Origin of the sequence: Methylocystis sp. WRRC1, from assembly GCF_020733155.1 — a bacterium.
Lineage (GTDB): Bacteria > Pseudomonadota > Alphaproteobacteria > Rhizobiales > Beijerinckiaceae > Methylocystis.
Genome location: NZ_JAJFZJ010000001.1, coordinates 947,774 through 963,247 on the forward strand (window position 1 = coordinate 947,774; position 15,474 = coordinate 963,247).

14 protein-coding genes, 1 tRNA gene and 5 pseudogenes are annotated in these 15,474 nt (G+C 57.8%); 13 read left to right on the forward strand and 7 right to left on the reverse strand.

Annotation, left to right across the window (positions count from 1 at the left end; all coding sequences use genetic code 11):
- Positions 1–15: 15 nt before the first annotated feature.
- From LG047_RS04720 to LG047_RS04735, 4 genes and pseudogenes are all read left to right on the forward strand, one after another.
- Positions 16–91 (forward strand) — tRNA-Ala (locus LG047_RS04720).
- Positions 92–337: 246 nt separating this feature from the next.
- Positions 338–454 (forward strand): annotated as a pseudogene (locus tag LG047_RS04725) (IS5/IS1182 family transposase); the annotation flags it as partial.
- Positions 455–844: 390 nt separating this feature from the next.
- Positions 845–1,657 carry an IS5 family transposase gene (locus tag LG047_RS04730; protein WP_227965742.1) on the forward strand — a complete coding sequence of 271 codons (813 nt, stop codon included), beginning with the start codon at positions 845–847 and terminating at the stop codon, positions 1,655–1,657.
- A gap of 42 nt (positions 1,658–1,699) precedes the next feature.
- Positions 1,700–2,611 carry a class I SAM-dependent methyltransferase gene (locus LG047_RS04735; RefSeq protein ID WP_227965743.1) on the forward strand — a complete coding sequence of 304 codons (912 nt, stop codon included), beginning with the start codon at positions 1,700–1,702 and terminating at the stop codon, positions 2,609–2,611.
- A gap of 413 nt (positions 2,612–3,024) precedes the next feature.
- Here the strand turns inward: LG047_RS04735 and LG047_RS04740 are convergent.
- Positions 3,025–3,409: pseudogene (locus LG047_RS04740) on the reverse strand (transposase); the annotation flags it as partial.
- Between the two features lie 133 nt (positions 3,410–3,542).
- On the opposite strand from LG047_RS04740, the pseudogene LG047_RS04745 reads away from it, so the two are divergent.
- Positions 3,543–3,671: pseudogene (locus LG047_RS04745) on the forward strand (IS630 family transposase); the annotation flags it as partial.
- Between the two features lie 113 nt (positions 3,672–3,784).
- Entirely contained in the window at positions 3,785–4,783 is a 999-nt protein-coding gene (locus LG047_RS04750) for a YheT family hydrolase (RefSeq protein WP_227965744.1), read from the forward strand.
- 251 nt (positions 4,784–5,034) lie between these two features.
- On the opposite strand, the gene LG047_RS04755 is transcribed toward LG047_RS04750, so the two are convergent.
- The 5 genes and pseudogenes from LG047_RS04755 to LG047_RS04775 form a co-directional block, all read right to left on the reverse strand.
- Positions 5,035–5,976, reverse strand: coding sequence for a hypothetical protein (locus tag LG047_RS04755; protein WP_227965745.1), 942 nt, complete (start codon positions 5,974–5,976; stop codon positions 5,035–5,037).
- A gap of 309 nt (positions 5,977–6,285) precedes the next feature.
- Positions 6,286–7,171, reverse strand: a pseudogene (locus tag LG047_RS04760) (IS5/IS1182 family transposase).
- Between the two features lie 503 nt (positions 7,172–7,674).
- Positions 7,675–7,872 (reverse strand): annotated as a pseudogene (locus LG047_RS04765) (L,D-transpeptidase); the annotation flags it as partial.
- A 156-nt stretch (positions 7,873–8,028) separates the two neighbouring features.
- Positions 8,029–8,256: a hypothetical protein gene (locus LG047_RS04770; protein WP_144259557.1), complete on the reverse strand. Its 228-nt coding sequence runs from the start codon at positions 8,254–8,256 to the stop codon at positions 8,029–8,031.
- 386 nt (positions 8,257–8,642) lie between these two features.
- On the reverse strand, positions 8,643–9,023 hold the full coding sequence (locus LG047_RS04775) for a hypothetical protein (RefSeq protein WP_144259558.1): 381 nt from the start codon (positions 9,021–9,023) through the stop codon (positions 8,643–8,645).
- A gap of 369 nt (positions 9,024–9,392) precedes the next feature.
- Between LG047_RS04775 and LG047_RS04780 the strand changes: the two genes are divergently transcribed.
- From LG047_RS04780 to LG047_RS04810, 7 genes are all read left to right on the forward strand, one after another.
- Positions 9,393–10,190, forward strand: a complete 798-nt coding sequence (locus tag LG047_RS04780; protein WP_227965746.1) for a bifunctional DNA primase/polymerase — start codon at positions 9,393–9,395, stop codon at positions 10,188–10,190.
- Between the two features lie 611 nt (positions 10,191–10,801).
- On the forward strand, positions 10,802–11,182 hold the full coding sequence (locus LG047_RS04785; RefSeq protein ID WP_227965747.1) for a flagellar basal body protein: 381 nt from the start codon (positions 10,802–10,804) through the stop codon (positions 11,180–11,182).
- Positions 11,179–11,598, forward strand: coding sequence for a flagellar basal body rod protein FlgC (gene flgC, locus LG047_RS04790; protein WP_036282714.1), 420 nt, complete (start codon positions 11,179–11,181; stop codon positions 11,596–11,598). Before LG047_RS04785 ends, flgC begins: the two co-directional genes overlap by 4 nt.
- Entirely contained in the window at positions 11,598–11,924 is a 327-nt protein-coding gene (locus LG047_RS04795) for a flagellar hook-basal body complex protein FliE (RefSeq protein ID WP_036282715.1), read from the forward strand. The genes flgC and LG047_RS04795 overlap by 1 nt, the downstream gene beginning before the upstream one ends.
- A gap of 12 nt (positions 11,925–11,936) precedes the next feature.
- Entirely contained in the window at positions 11,937–12,725 is a 789-nt protein-coding gene (gene flgG / locus LG047_RS04800; RefSeq protein WP_036282717.1) for a flagellar basal-body rod protein FlgG, read from the forward strand.
- Positions 12,722–13,201, forward strand: a complete 480-nt coding sequence (gene flgA, locus LG047_RS04805) for a flagellar basal body P-ring formation chaperone FlgA (protein WP_227965748.1) — start codon at positions 12,722–12,724, stop codon at positions 13,199–13,201. Before flgG ends, flgA begins: the two co-directional genes overlap by 4 nt.
- Positions 13,201–14,301, forward strand: a complete 1,101-nt coding sequence (locus LG047_RS04810) for a flagellar basal body P-ring protein FlgI (protein WP_036287615.1) — start codon at positions 13,201–13,203, stop codon at positions 14,299–14,301. The genes flgA and LG047_RS04810 overlap by 1 nt, the downstream gene beginning before the upstream one ends.
- Positions 14,302–14,400: 99 nt before the next feature.
- On the opposite strand, the gene LG047_RS04815 is transcribed toward LG047_RS04810, so the two are convergent.
- On the reverse strand, positions 14,401–15,471 hold the full coding sequence (locus LG047_RS04815; protein WP_227965749.1) for an EscU/YscU/HrcU family type III secretion system export apparatus switch protein: 1,071 nt from the start codon (positions 15,469–15,471) through the stop codon (positions 14,401–14,403).
- Between the last annotated feature and the right edge of the window lie 3 nt (positions 15,472–15,474).

Below are 15,474 nucleotides of genomic sequence, written 5' to 3' on the forward strand. Positions count from 1 at the left end.
GGTAAATAAAAAGATGGGGCCATAGCTCAGTTGGGAGAGCGCTTCAATGGCATTGAAGAGGTCGTCGGTTCGATTCCGTCTGGCTCCACCAAGCAACTCCCTGAACTTTCTTCCTGTCTGACATCATGGAAGATGGACTCCTTCGGGCGGCAATTGGACTCACTTCGCCATTGAAGTTGGACTCTTATCGAGAACTCGCGCCGGGCCAAATGGCTGGCGACGGCTCCACAACGTTCTCGCCCCAATTTTCGCTTTGCGTTTGCAGGTCATCGAACGATCATTCGTACCGACGACGCTTATACCATCGGTCATGACGGATGACCGATGGTATGACAGCGACGCCATCGGGCGCAGGTTCCGCCGGCTGAAGAAATTCAGCCGCCTCGCCAATCGTTATGGTCGAAGCGCCGCCAACTTCCTCGCCGACGTCTGCATTGCTGCAACAATCGACTATCGTTATCAATCCGGACCCAAGTCATGGCTGCGACGAGGCGGCGTGAGGGATCAGCCTAAGCAACTAATACCTACGCCAACTCAATGCCTTACGTTACATCCGGCATCCCAAGACAACCCACTCCCTGAATAAGATGGGCATCTAGACAAAGAGCTTGCGTTGATACAGGATCAGCCAAACAGGCGACCTCGTAAACGCTTGAGATACAGGACTCCACTCGAAGTCTTCATCCATGTATTCCACCGAAATACACCTCCTGCGAAAATACAAAAATGAAGGTACAAAATGAAAAATAGCTTCAATGAGGGATTATCAAGCATATTTAATTGTGAAATGGTTGATTTAGAGGGTGTTATGTACTTTGGTCGTTGATTGCCTTAGTAGAATCGGATGTCTCCGATTCGGAAGCCTTATCCGTCTGACGTCAACGACGAAGAGTGGTCGCTGGTTGCGCCGTATCTGACGCTCATGGACGAAAGCGCGCCGCAGCGTCAACATTCGCTGCGCGAGCTGTTCAACGGGCTACGTTACGTGCTGCGCTACGGCATCGCATGGCGCGCCATGCCTAATGATCTGCCGCCGTGGTCGGCCGTGTATCAGCAATCGCAGCGCTGGCTGGCGGCGGGCGTATTCGAGGCGCTGGCGCAGGATTTGCGCGCCGTCTTGCGCGTCGCCTCCGGACGGGCTGCCGAGCCGACGGCGGCGATCATCGACAGCCGCACCTTGCGGTCGACCCCGGAGAGCGGCCCGCGAGCCGGCTATGACGGCGCAAAGCGCAAGCGTGGCTCGAAGCTGCATATGGCGGTCGACACATTGGGCCATCTACTGGCGCTGCATGTCACGCCGGCCAACGTCGACGACCGCGCCGAGGTCGGCAAGCTCGCCGCCGCCGTGCAGGAAGCGACCGGCGACAGCGTCGAACTCATCTATGTCGATCAGGGCTACACCGGCGAGAACGCGGCCGAAGCAGCAAAAGCGCAGGGCGCCGAACTTTGCGTCGTCAAACTCGCCGAGGCGAAGAAGGGCTTCGTGCTGCTGCCCAAGCGCTGGGTGGTCGAGCGTTCATTCGCTTGGGCGACGCGATGCAGGCGGCTCGTCAAAGATTACGAGCGCTATGCTCAGACCCTCGCAGGACTACACGTCGTCGCTTTCGCATGTCTCATGCTCAAGCGCGCCGCGGAGTTCATCATACAGAGTGCATAACACCCTCTAGGGGCTGAGCTGAGCTCTTCTTACGCCGGTATTATGTCTCCTAAATCTGAAATTGGAAACGTTGGCAACGTTGTTTCGGGGGTAACGCAGCAGTTTTTGAAAAATGCCGAGAATCATCATAATAATTATTATAATATAAAGTTTACGGAAACTTTGATAAATGGCGCACTTAGCAAACTAGATTTGAAGGAAAAAGAACTCGTAATATTAGATATTGGCTCTGGTTCCGGACCAACTGTGTTAACGCTCAGAAATTTGCTGGGTTCGTCAAAAATCATTGCCACGGACATTAGTCCTGGTTTGCTAGCAATACTGCGCAAAGCGCTAATCAATGCCAACGTCATTGACAATGTATACTTGGCTGTCCTTGATTTGAACAAGCCTTGGTTTAAAAGAAATTCTCTAGACCTTGTTGTTGGTAAGGCTATTCTTCATCATTTATTTGATCCTGCTCGCTTAATAGAAGAAGTTTTCTCTGCTCTGAAGGAAAACGGCGCCATGGTTTTCTTTGAACCGTTCGAGATAGGTAGAGTATATACGTCAATCGTATTGCGACTTATTCTTTCTGAGGACGAGCGAAGAGGTAGCCTTGATGACAGAACAAAGATTTTTCTGCGGCAGTATATTAAGAAGTCTGAACTTCTAGGATGCTTTCCTAAAGATACAGAAACGTACAAAAATCACGATGATAAATGGACGTTTACATTTGATTATTTTCATAATATAGCGGCAAAACTTGGAGCAAAATTGGAAATATACAATATAGCCAACCCCTCTTTACAGTTAACAAACCAAATTAAAACCTTATTTAAATTGGGGGTAGGTAAAGAATATGGTGACGCGCCGAAATGGATTCGGGATTTGGTATCAGATTTGGAAAATAGCATGAGTGAGATGTGTAAAAAACAAATCATATCCTCGGCGGGTATTATTATTAGAAAATAATACACTATAATAACTTATTTTTTGTTCGTTAAAATATGGTTATTGAATATTCTGTGCGCTTTCAAGACTCCTATCAACTTTTTATACTGCGTTATGAACTTTTGTGACAGGAGACATTCTTGGGTGCGATCGCCTTTTAGTTTATACTAATGGCCTTGCTGCGTGATTCGCCGGGGCTTTCCTTGGCGCGGATTTTCTGACTTGTTTAGCGCGGAGGAGATTCGCGCCATGCCAGCAGCGCTGAAACTTCGAGAGGACTTCTCGGCTGAGGAGCTTCAGGCGTAATTACCCACCCCCATTTTCATCGGACCTTTGGGGGGTGTGGGTACGGGTTTCTGTGCCCCCCTTGCCACGGACTCGGATCTCTGAATCCATGTGCTCATGGATCGCACTGATTTGCAGCGGCTGAGCTATGTCGCGGGTGCGAAACAGCATGGCGCGCGCGCTTGCTGCTCCTCGGTTTTGACCGCGCCAAACCGCATGGTGGGCCGGCTCGCCGCCTCGCAGATCGCCTCCGCGTCAGCCGCGTCGTTCTTCTGCCGCTTCACGAAGGGCTTGACGTATGCCGGCGGGATCAACCGAACCTCGTGGCCAAGGTCGCTGATGGCCCGCCCCCAGTGATGCGCGCTGCCGCAGGCCTCCATCGCGACGACGCAGCGCGCCTGTTCGGAAAAGAAAACGAGAACTTTCTCCTCGAGAAAGTTTCTTGCGGAACCCCACGCCGCCCTCGGCGCGGGCGCCATGCGCTTGATGTGATCGCTTTGCGAGGTCGAGACCGATGATGCTAAAACTTTCCATGGATGTCTTCTCCGTTCGTGGGATGCGCAAACATCGCCACCTCGGCGCATCTCGACGCCGTCAGGAGGGGGCGTCCATCCCTCAAGCTACTGCCCGAATTCCGCGGCCAGCTCTGTTCATGCGAGACAACTAGCTGTCAAACCGCGTCTTCAAATCCTATGACGACATCGTCGACCATTGCTGCGACGCCTGGAACAAGCTCGTCGAACAACCATGGCGCATCATGTCCATTGGACTCCGCGAATGGGCGCATCGGTTCTAATCAAAGAGGATTGGTATTAAGTTCAAAAAGCGGGCACGCGCCGATTTCGCTTCAGCATTGCCCAGCCCTAAATTCTCTGTCAGCGGAGAAAACGCCATGTGGAGGATCTCCAGTTGACAAACTTGCGCGGGACCGCTCCGGTTCCGCCGTTCCGGGAACGGGCGCCCTGGTTTGGAGCGGACCTGCAAACGGTTCGCAACCTCCTGCGTGGCGGTCCGCCGGATCTTCCGGGTGGCGAAAGGTTGCTGCTGACGATGCCCGACGGCGATCGGCTGGCGGCCCGACTCGACCTTCCGGCACGGCCGGGCGCGCGACCGCTCGTCATCCTCATCCATGGCCTCACCGGCTCCGAGCGCAGCCTCGCCGTCGTCGCGACAACGCGCCATCTCCTGCGTCAGGGATGGCCGGTGCTGCGCCTCAACCTGCGCGGAACGCTCCTGTCGCGCGCGACCTCGACCGGGCGCTACCACGCCGGCAAGACCGAGGATCTCGCGGCGGCCCTCCGTCAATTGCCGGCCAATCTTCGCGGCGACGGAGTCATCCTGCTGGGACATTCGCTCGGCGGCAACCTGGTGCTGAAGTTCATGGGCGAAGGCTGCCACGGCCTCCCGGCGCTCGCCGCCGTCGCCGTGTCTGTTCCGCTGGATCTCGCCGCGAGTTGCACGCGCATGATGAGCCGCCGCAATCTCGCCTATCACGCCTATTTGCTTCGGGAGATGAAGCGCGAGGCCCTAGCGCAGGGCGCGGCGCTTACGACACGCGAATGCAGCGCCATCGCTGGCGCCCGAAGCATTTACGAGTTTGACGACCGCTTCGTCGCGCAACGCTTCGGCTACAGGGACGCGGCGGATTATTACGAAAGCAATTCCGCAAAAAACTTCCTCGCGACAATTACTCGGCCGACGCTCATCCTTCATGCGCTCGACGATCCGTGGATACCGTCCGAATGCCTCGCCGGCGTCAACTGGCCGCGCTTGCCGGCGATCGAGATTATGTTGAGCCCCCGTGGCGGGCACCTCGGCTTTCACGGCCGCGACAGCCGCGTTCCCTGGCACGATCGGGTGACCGCATGGTGGCTCGCGCAGAGACTCGACGTGGAGCCTGAAATGTGAGTCGGCGTGCGTGTCGAAAATCTCATCCGCGTTGGTGTGGCGACGAAATCGGCTGGTTCGGCCCGATGATCGCGCTGATCAGCTTACTGGTGGCCATCCTAGCGTCACCCTTCAAGTCGAGAGGACGACTTGAAGCGGAGAGCGCAGCGCTCGGACAACAATTGATCATCTTGCGGCGCAAGGTTGGCGCTCGCGCCAAGCCGACCAATACCGACCGCTGGTTTTTCGTCGAGCTGTATCGATGGTCATCATCAGCGTGTCGCGATGCCTTCCATTTTCATTTTGGCCCAATTTTTCAGATCTTCAACGGTGAAGTCGCGGAGGAACGGATTGCTATTCAGAATTTTCGTGCGGGTCACTTCGGGACGGGAGTCGGCATTGGCCATCACCAAAGCGGCGTCGGCCTCGCCAGGAGAGGTTAAAATAGCGACAGCTCCCGCCGGACCAGCGAAGTGAGCCAGGTAAAGCGTGCTTGGCGTCACTGGCAATCCCCGCTTCGCTAGTGCGACGGCGTTCCGTTCGATAAAGCGTCTTGTCATCTCACGACTAAGCTCTAGGTCTTTGCGTAGATTGAGCACCTCTTTTTCTGTGCGGCCTGTGAGAAGCTCTCGACGATGCGCCCGTACCAGCTCCAACCAGGTCTGGTCCAAAAATTGGCCGGCCCCCGTCGCGCTGGATCGCTTGTTTTTCGCATTCGAGTCTCCTCGGGACTCGGTCGTTACAATTTGATCAACCAGCCTTTCGAAGGAGGCGTCAAGCACGGGCGGAGGAGGCGGCTCTTTGAGCGTTGGTTCGACCAATGTCGGCATAAGACCGCATGTGAGACCAAAACAGGCGAGCGGAAGCAATATAAGTAGAAGGACTTTAAAATTGCCCCTACGCTGCTTAGAAGGCGAAAATTGAGCATTTTCACGGCCGCAATCACCCGTGGGTGGCAATTCAACAACTGCCGACAAAGGCGCAATAATGGCAAGATACGGCAAGAAATGCCCACTTGCTCGCGTATACTCACGACCTGCGATAGCTTGTTGTCCGTGGCGCTCGGCGGGTCCGGCTAACTCATTCGGGAGCTTTTCACATGGGCATTGAATTGCAAAATCGCCGTGAACCACACCTGCTGTGTTTTGATATGTCATGGCCACCGCATGCATCAAAAATCGCGGAACAAGCATCTGCCTCAGATAAGAAAGCAAATATAATTCCTAACAAATACTTAATATTTGGCGACGCAAAGCACTCGATCCGAGGGCCCACGCGGCTGCTGTCGATGCCGGCGCCCCTGAGACCTCTCATCTCGGCAGCTGCCCTTGTCGGAAACTAAATCCTGACAAATCGGTGGTGTAGGCCGACGAGAATTGGTGTGGGAACAATTGTCGCTGCTCAAAAAGCTGGACGCTTCTATCAACACGCCGCCGGCGTTGGCGAGGCGGTGATTTCGCTGACAGGAAGAGACGGGAGAGGTCTGCGCCGCGCGGCCGGGGCCTCTCGGCTCCTGCGGCGCGTCATGTGGCGGCGATCCTTTGCCAGAAGACCAGCCGCTTGACGTTATAGACGAGGCTGGCCATCCCGATTTTCAACCTGGCGCGGGCGATGCCGATCGTTCGGATGAAGAGGGCGATCCTGTCCTTCTGCTCGGCGAGGACATGCTCGACGCGCGAGCGAACGGTCGATTTCAAAGCGTTCGCCCGACGGACCGCGTTGGGCATCGGTCGTCCCTTCGGCTTCTTGCGATGAATGCGGCTGACGAAGCCGTTCTTCGCCATGAAGGCTTCGTTGGCCGCCGAGCGATAGGCTGTGTCCGCCCATACGGACGCTGCGGTGTTTATCTTGTCGAGCAGGCCTTCGCATAGCCGCGCGCCTTCGCAGGCGGCGGCGTCGGTCTCCGTCCATGTGCGGATGAAGCCGAAGCCCCGATCAATAGAGATATGGTTCTGATAACCGAAGGTCGGGATGGCGATGTCGACCGGCGGCTTCGTTCCGTCCGGCCGCTCCTTGCCCTTGCTGAACTTCATGGTCCGGCGCGCGTCGCGATCTTTCTGCCGCAATTTCGCGGAGTTTTCCGCCCAGCCGTCCGGACTGCGGCCCTCCTTGATCGCCTTCTTTTCGTCCTCGGTGTTGCGCTGCTTCGGCGCGGCGACCAGCGTCGCGTCGACGATCTGGCCCGACATGGCGATATACCCCGAGGCCCGCAACGCCGCATCGAAACACGCGAACAGCCCCTCGATCGCGCCCGCCCTTCGCGCCGTCGGAATAGCCGAGCGTCGCGACGAGGTCGGCGCGAAACATCTCGAAATCGACCGCCGCCGAGAACGCTTCGAGGTCATCCCCGAACCCGCTCAGCCGCTTCAGCCCCTCGTCGACGTCGAAAAAGCCAGGCTGCCCCCGCATCGATCCGCCTCCAATCCTCTCTCCCAGAGAATCAGAAACACGCCGATTTGGCGAGGTTCTTAGAAGCGTCCAGGTTTGGCGAGCGCGGCCACGTGGCTTTGCCTGCCGCAACTCCCAGCTGACTGGAATGGGGCTGAGAGTTGGATCATGCTTCGTCTCATGGCGTGTCAACGGCGGCGCAAATGCCGGCCGTCGTGTTGGCAAATAACCAGCACAACCTTGCGAGATCGTCATCGTCAAAAAGGGCCGATCGGGTCCCTTGATGATGGTGGCGAAATTCTTTTTTCGTGGGGCCGTGCTGGGACGATTTCTCCGGTCGCGGGATCGACGACCGGCTCGTCTGACTTCGCCGGATCTTTGCGGCGGCGCGCTTCCGATTGCCGGAGCCGATATGTCTCGCCGTTCATTTCCAGAATAAGGACATGATGCGCGAGGGGAGAGCAGCGCGCCGGAAAAGTCAGGAGGGGACGATCGCCGCGTCGGTTCCTCAGACGAAATGCGCCTCAGGGCTGCATGATGACTGTCGCGCCGACGCTCACGCGGTCGAAGAGATCCGCGACGTCTTCGTTGCGCATGCGGATGCAGCCATAAGAGGCGGCCGTTCCGATCGAGGCGCGCATCTTGTTCGTCGTGCCGTGGATGGCGACCTCGCCGCGAATGAGCAACATGGCTCGCGTCCCCATCGGGTTATTCGGCGCGCCGACCGGAAATCAGGGCCACCCCGCGAGGCCGGCGTGCTCCGGAAAAGACGAATTGGGGCGTCGCCAGTCTCGCCGGAGACGACCGGCGGCAAGTCGCGCAGCCTGTCGTCTTTCCAGCCCCCGCGCAGCACCATGACCACAGCGCGACGATGTCGTTCAATTGGTCCCCTGCCCCTGAAAATGCGCGATCTTCGCATTGAGATAGGCCTGCTGATCGTTCAGAAACTCGAACTGGCTGAAACTGTCGGAGCGCACTTCATCCCGGATAATGCCGAGGTTTTGGCGGGCGGTGTCCTCGGTGCGGAAGCCACCCGAAGGCGAAAACGTGACATTGGTCAGTCGCGCTGCAATGGCGACGCCGACCTGCGCGGCCGCGGCGTACATATTCGCTTCGGCGCCACGGACGTCCGGACGCTGACGCACGACTTTCGAAGCCGCGTGAGCGGGAGGCCGCCGGGCAAATTGAGCGACGTCACCCAGAAGGTCTCGGGGAACTCGTCGGCCGCTTAGCGCCGAGCTTGTCCGAGGTGAAGCTCTCAACCGCCGGTGGATATGAAATTTGGCCCCACCGCGCAGCCCGTCACCGATAGCGCCGCAAGGACGACGAGCGACCTCCTGCTCAGGTCCCGGAATATGCGGCAAACACGCAGTGCTTCAGGCGACTGTTTCTTAACGGATAGCTTCGCCGCCGTAACGCGCTTTTCAATGAATTGATTGAGTCTTGTATCCTCGCGCTTCGTTACAAAACGACATGGAGCGTCGCATTTCATTCAGGAGATCCATAAATCGTCCGGATTTCCGATGCCGTCCCATTGGGAATCCGCAGGGCTCAGGCGCTGGCATTCGTTTTCCGGGTCACGCGCGGCGACCTCCTGCAGAACGTCGCGCATGAGTTTCGTGCCGCCAAGTGAAAACAATGCTTCGCCGATTCCCCGGAGAGTGAAAAGAAGGGACCCTTCGAAAGGGTCTCTCGCGATCCGCGAAAAGAGCGCTGCGCGCTTCTGCAAAGCCGTTTGCGGCGCGGGCGCAAGCAGAATGAGGTCCGTCGAGCGCGGTCGAGAGAGCCGGTATTCGACAAGCTCCGTCAATACGGCGTCGAGCGCAGTCGCCAGTTCCTGCTCTGTCACGTCAACGGTTTCGCGTTCGGACATCCATCGCTCCCCGGCTTTTTGCTGAAAACCGCAATGCTCGCGCCCGGCGAAAATTTGCCCAATATCGCCAGAGCGCGCTTTGATTTCCTCATTTGTAGCGCGATTTATCGCTCCCGCCATAGTCGCCGCCTCATGCGCTGGCGCCGGCCGTCCGCGATCGAATATCGCCGTCTTCCACGCATTCGGTTTCAAGGCCGCCGGGATCGCTACTCATTAGCAGCGGCTGAGTTTATCGCGAGCCCTGTCACGGTTGGGGATATTCTGCCTATGATGGCTGACCGGGAGCGCTGCGAGTATTGTTCAAGCGGCGAGAGCGTCGCTTGATACTGTGTTCGGATCGATGTTCAGCGTTCGCGATGGGGATGACGGATGGTCCATTCAGAAGGATCGGCGCATCACGTGAAGGTCGCCAGGAGTTACCTGGCGCGCGGATGGTCCGTGTTGCCTTTGCGTCCACGCGAGAAGCGACCGCTGGCCGCCTGGCGAAAGCTGCAACGCGAACGCCCCACCGAGGACGATCTCGTCGACTGGTTCAAGCGATGGCCGGACGCCAATATTGGAATCGTCACCGGCGAAGTCTCAAATCTTATTGTGCTCGACGTTGATCCCAAGCATGGCGGCGACATTGCGCTGAAACAGCTGGAGCGTCGCTATCGCCCGCTTCCCCCGACTGTTGAAGCCGTGACAGGCGGCGGCGGCCGTCACTTTTACTTTACGCATCCCGGCTTTTTGACGCGCAATCGCGCCGGCCTCGCGCAAGGCGTGGATTTGCGGGGGGACGGCGGATATATCGTCGCTCCTCCGTCCGTCCATCCCAGCGGAAGGCCCTATCAATGGGCCAGCGGACATGGCCCCGACGAGATAGCGTTGGCGCCGCTTCCACGATGGCTGTTGACGACGATTCACGGCGCGCGCGCCGGCAGGTCGCTCAACGACTGGCGCCAACTGGTGCAGGAGGGCGTCGCGGAGGGACAGCGCAATTCGTCGATCGCGTCGCTCACCGGCCATCTGCTATGGCACAACGTTGACCCCGGCGTCGCTCTCGAACTGTTACTCGCATGGAACAAGGCGCGGTGTCGTCCTCCGTTGGACGACGCCGAGGTCGTCAACGTCGTCGCGAGCATCACGCGTTTGCACGAAGCTGAAAACGAGCAAGATCAAGAATAGACTCTTTGCGCGAAATTCCTTCGGCCCAGCCATCCCCCATGTCGATCAATTCGGTCCAAACCGATCTTCACACCGGCATCGACGTCGGTCCAGAAGAACCCGGCAGCGGCGGCACGAACGCGGGCCGGCCTTTGCGGGTGGGAAGATCAGCTGCAAGGGCCGAACCGGCGCGGAGCGCCATGGTCATGGCCGCACTGAAAAAATTGTCTTTTGTATCGCTCTAAGCTCCTGAAAAAACGCCGTCCGAACGGGCCCACCGTCGCTTCGAGTAAGCGACTCAGATCGCATCAAGTTATTACGTACGCCAACAAAGCTAACATCATGAACTATGTTTTCTTCTAAGAAGTTAGTGCTTTGCCATCTCCTGTTGCGCGTTCGTCGCATCAATAGCATTACCGGTATCCGAAGCCGTCCGACTGCGCGGTGAAATTCTTAATAAATCGTTAACATCATGCCGATAGTTCAAATCAGACGCCGGGCTCGACAACGAACGCGCGTTCGACCCGAGCTACGCACTTCGCTCGAACGGTAACGAATCATTAAGGTTACCATCCAGTCTGAGACAAGCGCCGCATTCTAGCTTGAGCATGTTCAGTCATGTGAGGCCGAATATGGAGCCGGTGCATCTATTCAATCTCATCGATCACCAAAGAAGCTGGCTCTCGACGCGACAGTCTCTGGTTGCACAAAACATCGCGAACTCGGACACGCCGGGCTACCGCGCGCGCGATGTCATGCCCTTCGCACGCGTCATGGAAAGCAGCGCTCTCGAAATGGCGGGCTCGAACCCGTTGCACATGCATCCTTCACAATCCGAAGCCTATGCGGCCGCCACCAAGCCCACCGACGGCTGGGAGACGACGCACTCCGGCAACTCCGTTTCACCCGAACTGGAAATGATAAAGGAAGGCGAAATTAGAGGCGCGTACACCCTCGACACCAATATCCTGCGCTCCTTTCATAACATGTGGCTTTCAGCGGTGAGATCATGACCGATCCTCTCGACGCCTCCCTAAAGGTCGCCGGCGCCGGCCTCGCCGCCCAATCCGCGCGTTTACGCATCGTCTCCGAAAACATGGCCAATGCGCAATCGACGGGGAACACGCCCGGCGCCGATCCTTATGTGCGCAAGACAATTTCGTTCGCCAACGAACTCGATCGCGCTTCCGGCGTCCGGCTCGTGCGCGTCAATCAGATCGGCGTCGATCCGACGCCCTTCACGATCGAACACGACCCCGGCAATCCGGCCGCAGACGCGAACGGCGATGTGAAACGACCGAACGTCAATCTTCTCGTCGAAATGGGCGACATGCGCGAAGCCAATCGCGCCTATGAAGCCGATTTGCAGGTCATGAAGCAAAGCCGCGATCTTATTGCAATGACGGTCGATCTCCTGAAAGGCGCCTGATGACTCCCCTCGTTCCAATCATATCCGCCGCCGTTGGCGCCGCCGCCGAAACGGCGACCACGGTTCTCGCCCAGGCGCAAAGCGCAAGGCCCGCGGCCGACGCCGCTGGCTCGTCATTCGGCGAAGTGTTGCAAAAGTTCGCCGCCGATGCGGTCGACTCGCTCAAATCCGGAGAAGCGGCCGCGATCAGCGGAGTGGAGGGCAAGCTCGCCGTGCATAAGGTCGTCGACGCCATCATGTCCGCCGAACGCGATTTGAACACCGTCATCGCGCTGCGCGACAAGGCTGTGAACGCCTACCAGGAAATCAGCCGAATGGCGATTTGAGGAGTAAGAGTCATGAGAGCACTCGCCATTGCGGCGACGGGCATGAGCGCGCAACAACAGAATATCGAAGTCATTGCGCACAACATCGCCAACATCAACACTACCGGTTTCAAGCGCTCGCGCGCTGAATTTACCGACCTTCTCTATCAGACCGACCGTTTGCAGGGCGTCTCCAACCGCGGTCGCGACGCGACAGTTCCTCAAGGCGCGCAATTCGGCCTTGGCGTGCGCGCAGCCGCGGTTCGCAGCCTGCAGCAACAAGGTCCGCTGACCAATACCGGCAACATGTACGATCTTAGCATGAACGGACGCGGCTGGTTCCAGATCCTAGGATCAGACAACGAAACGCTTTACACGCGCGCAGGTTCGTTCAGCACGAACAACAACGGACAATTGGTCACCGTCGACGGTTACTTGCTCACGCCTACGATAACCATACCCAACAATACGCTAAATGTGAGCGTCAGTCAGAGCGGAATCGTGTCAGCAATAGTCGCCGGACAGACTCAGCCGCAGCAGATCGGTCAGCTCACCGTCGCGAACTTCGCAAATGAATCTGGACTTGAAGCCCTTGGCGGCAATCTTTTCCGCGAGACCTACGCCTCTGGCCAGCCGATCGTCGGCATTCCCGGCGATCCGGGATTTGGCGTGATCAACCAGGGCTATCTCGAAAGCTCCAACGTCGATCCAGTCAAAGAACTCGTCAGTCTCATTTCCGCGCAGCGCGCTTTCGAACTCAACTCCAAAGTCATCCAGGCAGCCGACGAAATGGCCGGCACGATTTCGAAGGGCATCAGATGATTCGCAATTGGGGCGCGTACGTTCGCTCGTTCACCTTCTTTGCCGTCGCAAGCATGACGCTCACGCTCGTCGCCGCCAGAGCCCAGGAGAGTCAGGTTCCCGTCCCGCGCGTCACGATCTATCCCGGCGATCAAATCACGGATCAGGTCCTCGAGGAAAAGAACTATCGCCTGCCCAATGGCGCCGACGCGCTCGTCTTTCTCTCGAGGACTGGCCTCGTCGGTAAGGTCGCTCGCCGCACTTTGCTACCCGGCCAACCTATTCCCACGATCGCCGTTGATAATCCGCATGTCGTGAAAGTGGGAGCGCAGGTAAGGATCGTCTTTTCAGAAGGCGGCATGCAGATAACGACATACGGCGTCGCACAACAGGCCGGAGCCGTGGGGGACGTCATCCGAGTTCGCAATCAGGAGAGCGGCCTGTTCATCTCCGGACGCGTTCAGTCCGACGGCTCGATCCTCGTCAGCGAGGGATGATGCGACGCTCACTGGTCATCGCCGCGGTCTTCCTTGTCGTTACGCCGGCTAGCGCGCTGGTCCGGATCAAGGATATCACCTATCCTCAGGGCCCGCGCGAATATCAGCTCGTCGGTTATGGCGTCGTTGTCGGTTTGCAGGGCACCGGCGACACGATGCGCAATTCGCCCTTTACCGAGCAGGCGACGTCCGCCATGCTCGATCGCATGGGCATCAATGTTCGCCCCAATAACACCATGCGCACGCGAAACATAGCTGCGGTCATGGTGACAGCGTCGCTGCCGCCCTTCATGAACTGGGGGACAACCCTCGACGTCACCGTCTCGTCGATGGGTGATGCGACGTCATTAATGGGCGGAACGCTCGTGCTGACCTCCCTCTCCGGCGTCGATGGACAGGTTTACGCCATTGCCCAAGGTCCGATAGCGGTCTCCGGTTTCGCCGCGCAGGGACAGAGCGAAACATTAACCCACGGCGTGGCGACCGTCGGCCGCATTCCCAATGGCGCGACGATCGAGCGCGAACCCCCGAGAGCCACCACGAGCGACGGCGGGCTAATTTTGCAATTGCGCAATCCCGACTACGCAACATCGGTACATATCGCTGACGCTGTCAATAACTACACGCGCAAGCGCTACCGCATGACGACCGCGCGTGAACGCGACGATCACAGCGTCGCCCTCGCCCTGCCCCGTGACTGTCACGCAACGCGCTTTCTCGCCGAAATCGGCGAGCTCAAGATTGCGGTGGAAACGCCGGCGCGCGTTGTCATGGACGAACGTACCGGGACCGTCGTCATCGGCCAGGACGTTCAAATTTTGCCCGTCGCCGTCACGCACGGAGCGCTTACTGTTCGCGTCACTGAGACGCCCGAAGTATCGCAACCGGCGCCATTCTCAAACGGCCGTACGGTTGTCACATCGCAAACCAATATCGCGGCCTCCGAGACCGAGGCCAAGGTGGCCATCATCGCAGGTCCGACTCTGAAACAACTTGTAAAGGGACTGAACCAGGTCGGCCTGAAGCCGACCGGCATCATTTCCATTCTGCAGGCTATCAAGAGCGCGGGCGCATTGCAGGCCGATCTCATCATTCAATAAGCAAAAGCACGACATCCAGATAGTTGAGAGCAAAATGCCGACTCATCTTTGGCAAGCCCATTCCAACCCGAACACCCCTATAATCTTCATCCCCGCAATCTATCGCCGAGCCGCCGCCGAACTAAGGAAGTGAATAAGTTCAGCAACCGGGCGATAGAATTCCGTCGGAATCATTCTGTCAACTTCGACCATGTCGTACATCGCGCGCGCCAGTTCCTTCTTTTCAAAAACCGGCACATTGTTCCGCTCCGCAATCTCGCGAATTTTCAGAGCGATGAGGTCTTTTCCCTTCGCCAGAACGAGAGGCGCGCCGCCCTCCTCCCGCACATAGCGCAAGGCGATTGCATAATGGGTTGGATTGGCGACGACAAAAGTCGCGTTTGGCACCGAAGCCATCATTCGACGTCGTGAACGATCCATTGCAAGCGATCGCATGCGAGCCTTTACCAAGGGGTCGCCTTCCGCCTGTTTGAACTCCTCTTTCAACTCCTGTCGGCTCATGCGAAGATCACGCCGCCATTTGAAGCGGGCCCAAACGAAATCCGCCGCCGCAAGAACCCCGACGGAAATTGCGACGACGCTCGTAAGGTGAATGATCAGGCGAAGCGTGAGTGCAGGCAGACGACTGGGGTCGGTACGCATGGCGTCCACCAGCGCCGCATGGTCGCTCAGTCCGGCAAATATCACAGCGCCGCCGACGATGATCATCTTCACAACGGATTTGAACAACTCCACAACACCGGCTAAGCCAAAAATCCGCTTCCACCCCGCAATTATCGAAATCCGCGAGAGATCCGGCTGAACCCGATCGAAGACAAATTGCGGCGCGCCTTGCGTGAAAGAGGCGACCAGCCCTGCAATGACAAATCCCAAAAGAATCGGCCCAAGATATCGGCCAAGTTCAAGATTCACTACACTAACGTAGCGATAAGCATCCGCGCCGGAGCGAAGGGGCAACTCGCCGACATTCGCAATCAACAACCCAAGGGCTTCGATCAAGCGCGGCGTCAAAGCGTCGACAAGAAAGCTGAAGGCGCCGAGAAGGGCGAATATACCGAACGCTGCGCCGACGTCGCGAGACGAAGGGAGCTTTCCCTGCTCGACCGTATCGCGGATTTTTTTCTCGGTAGCTTCTTCCGTTCTGGATTCCGGATCGTCCGACTCCGACACTCA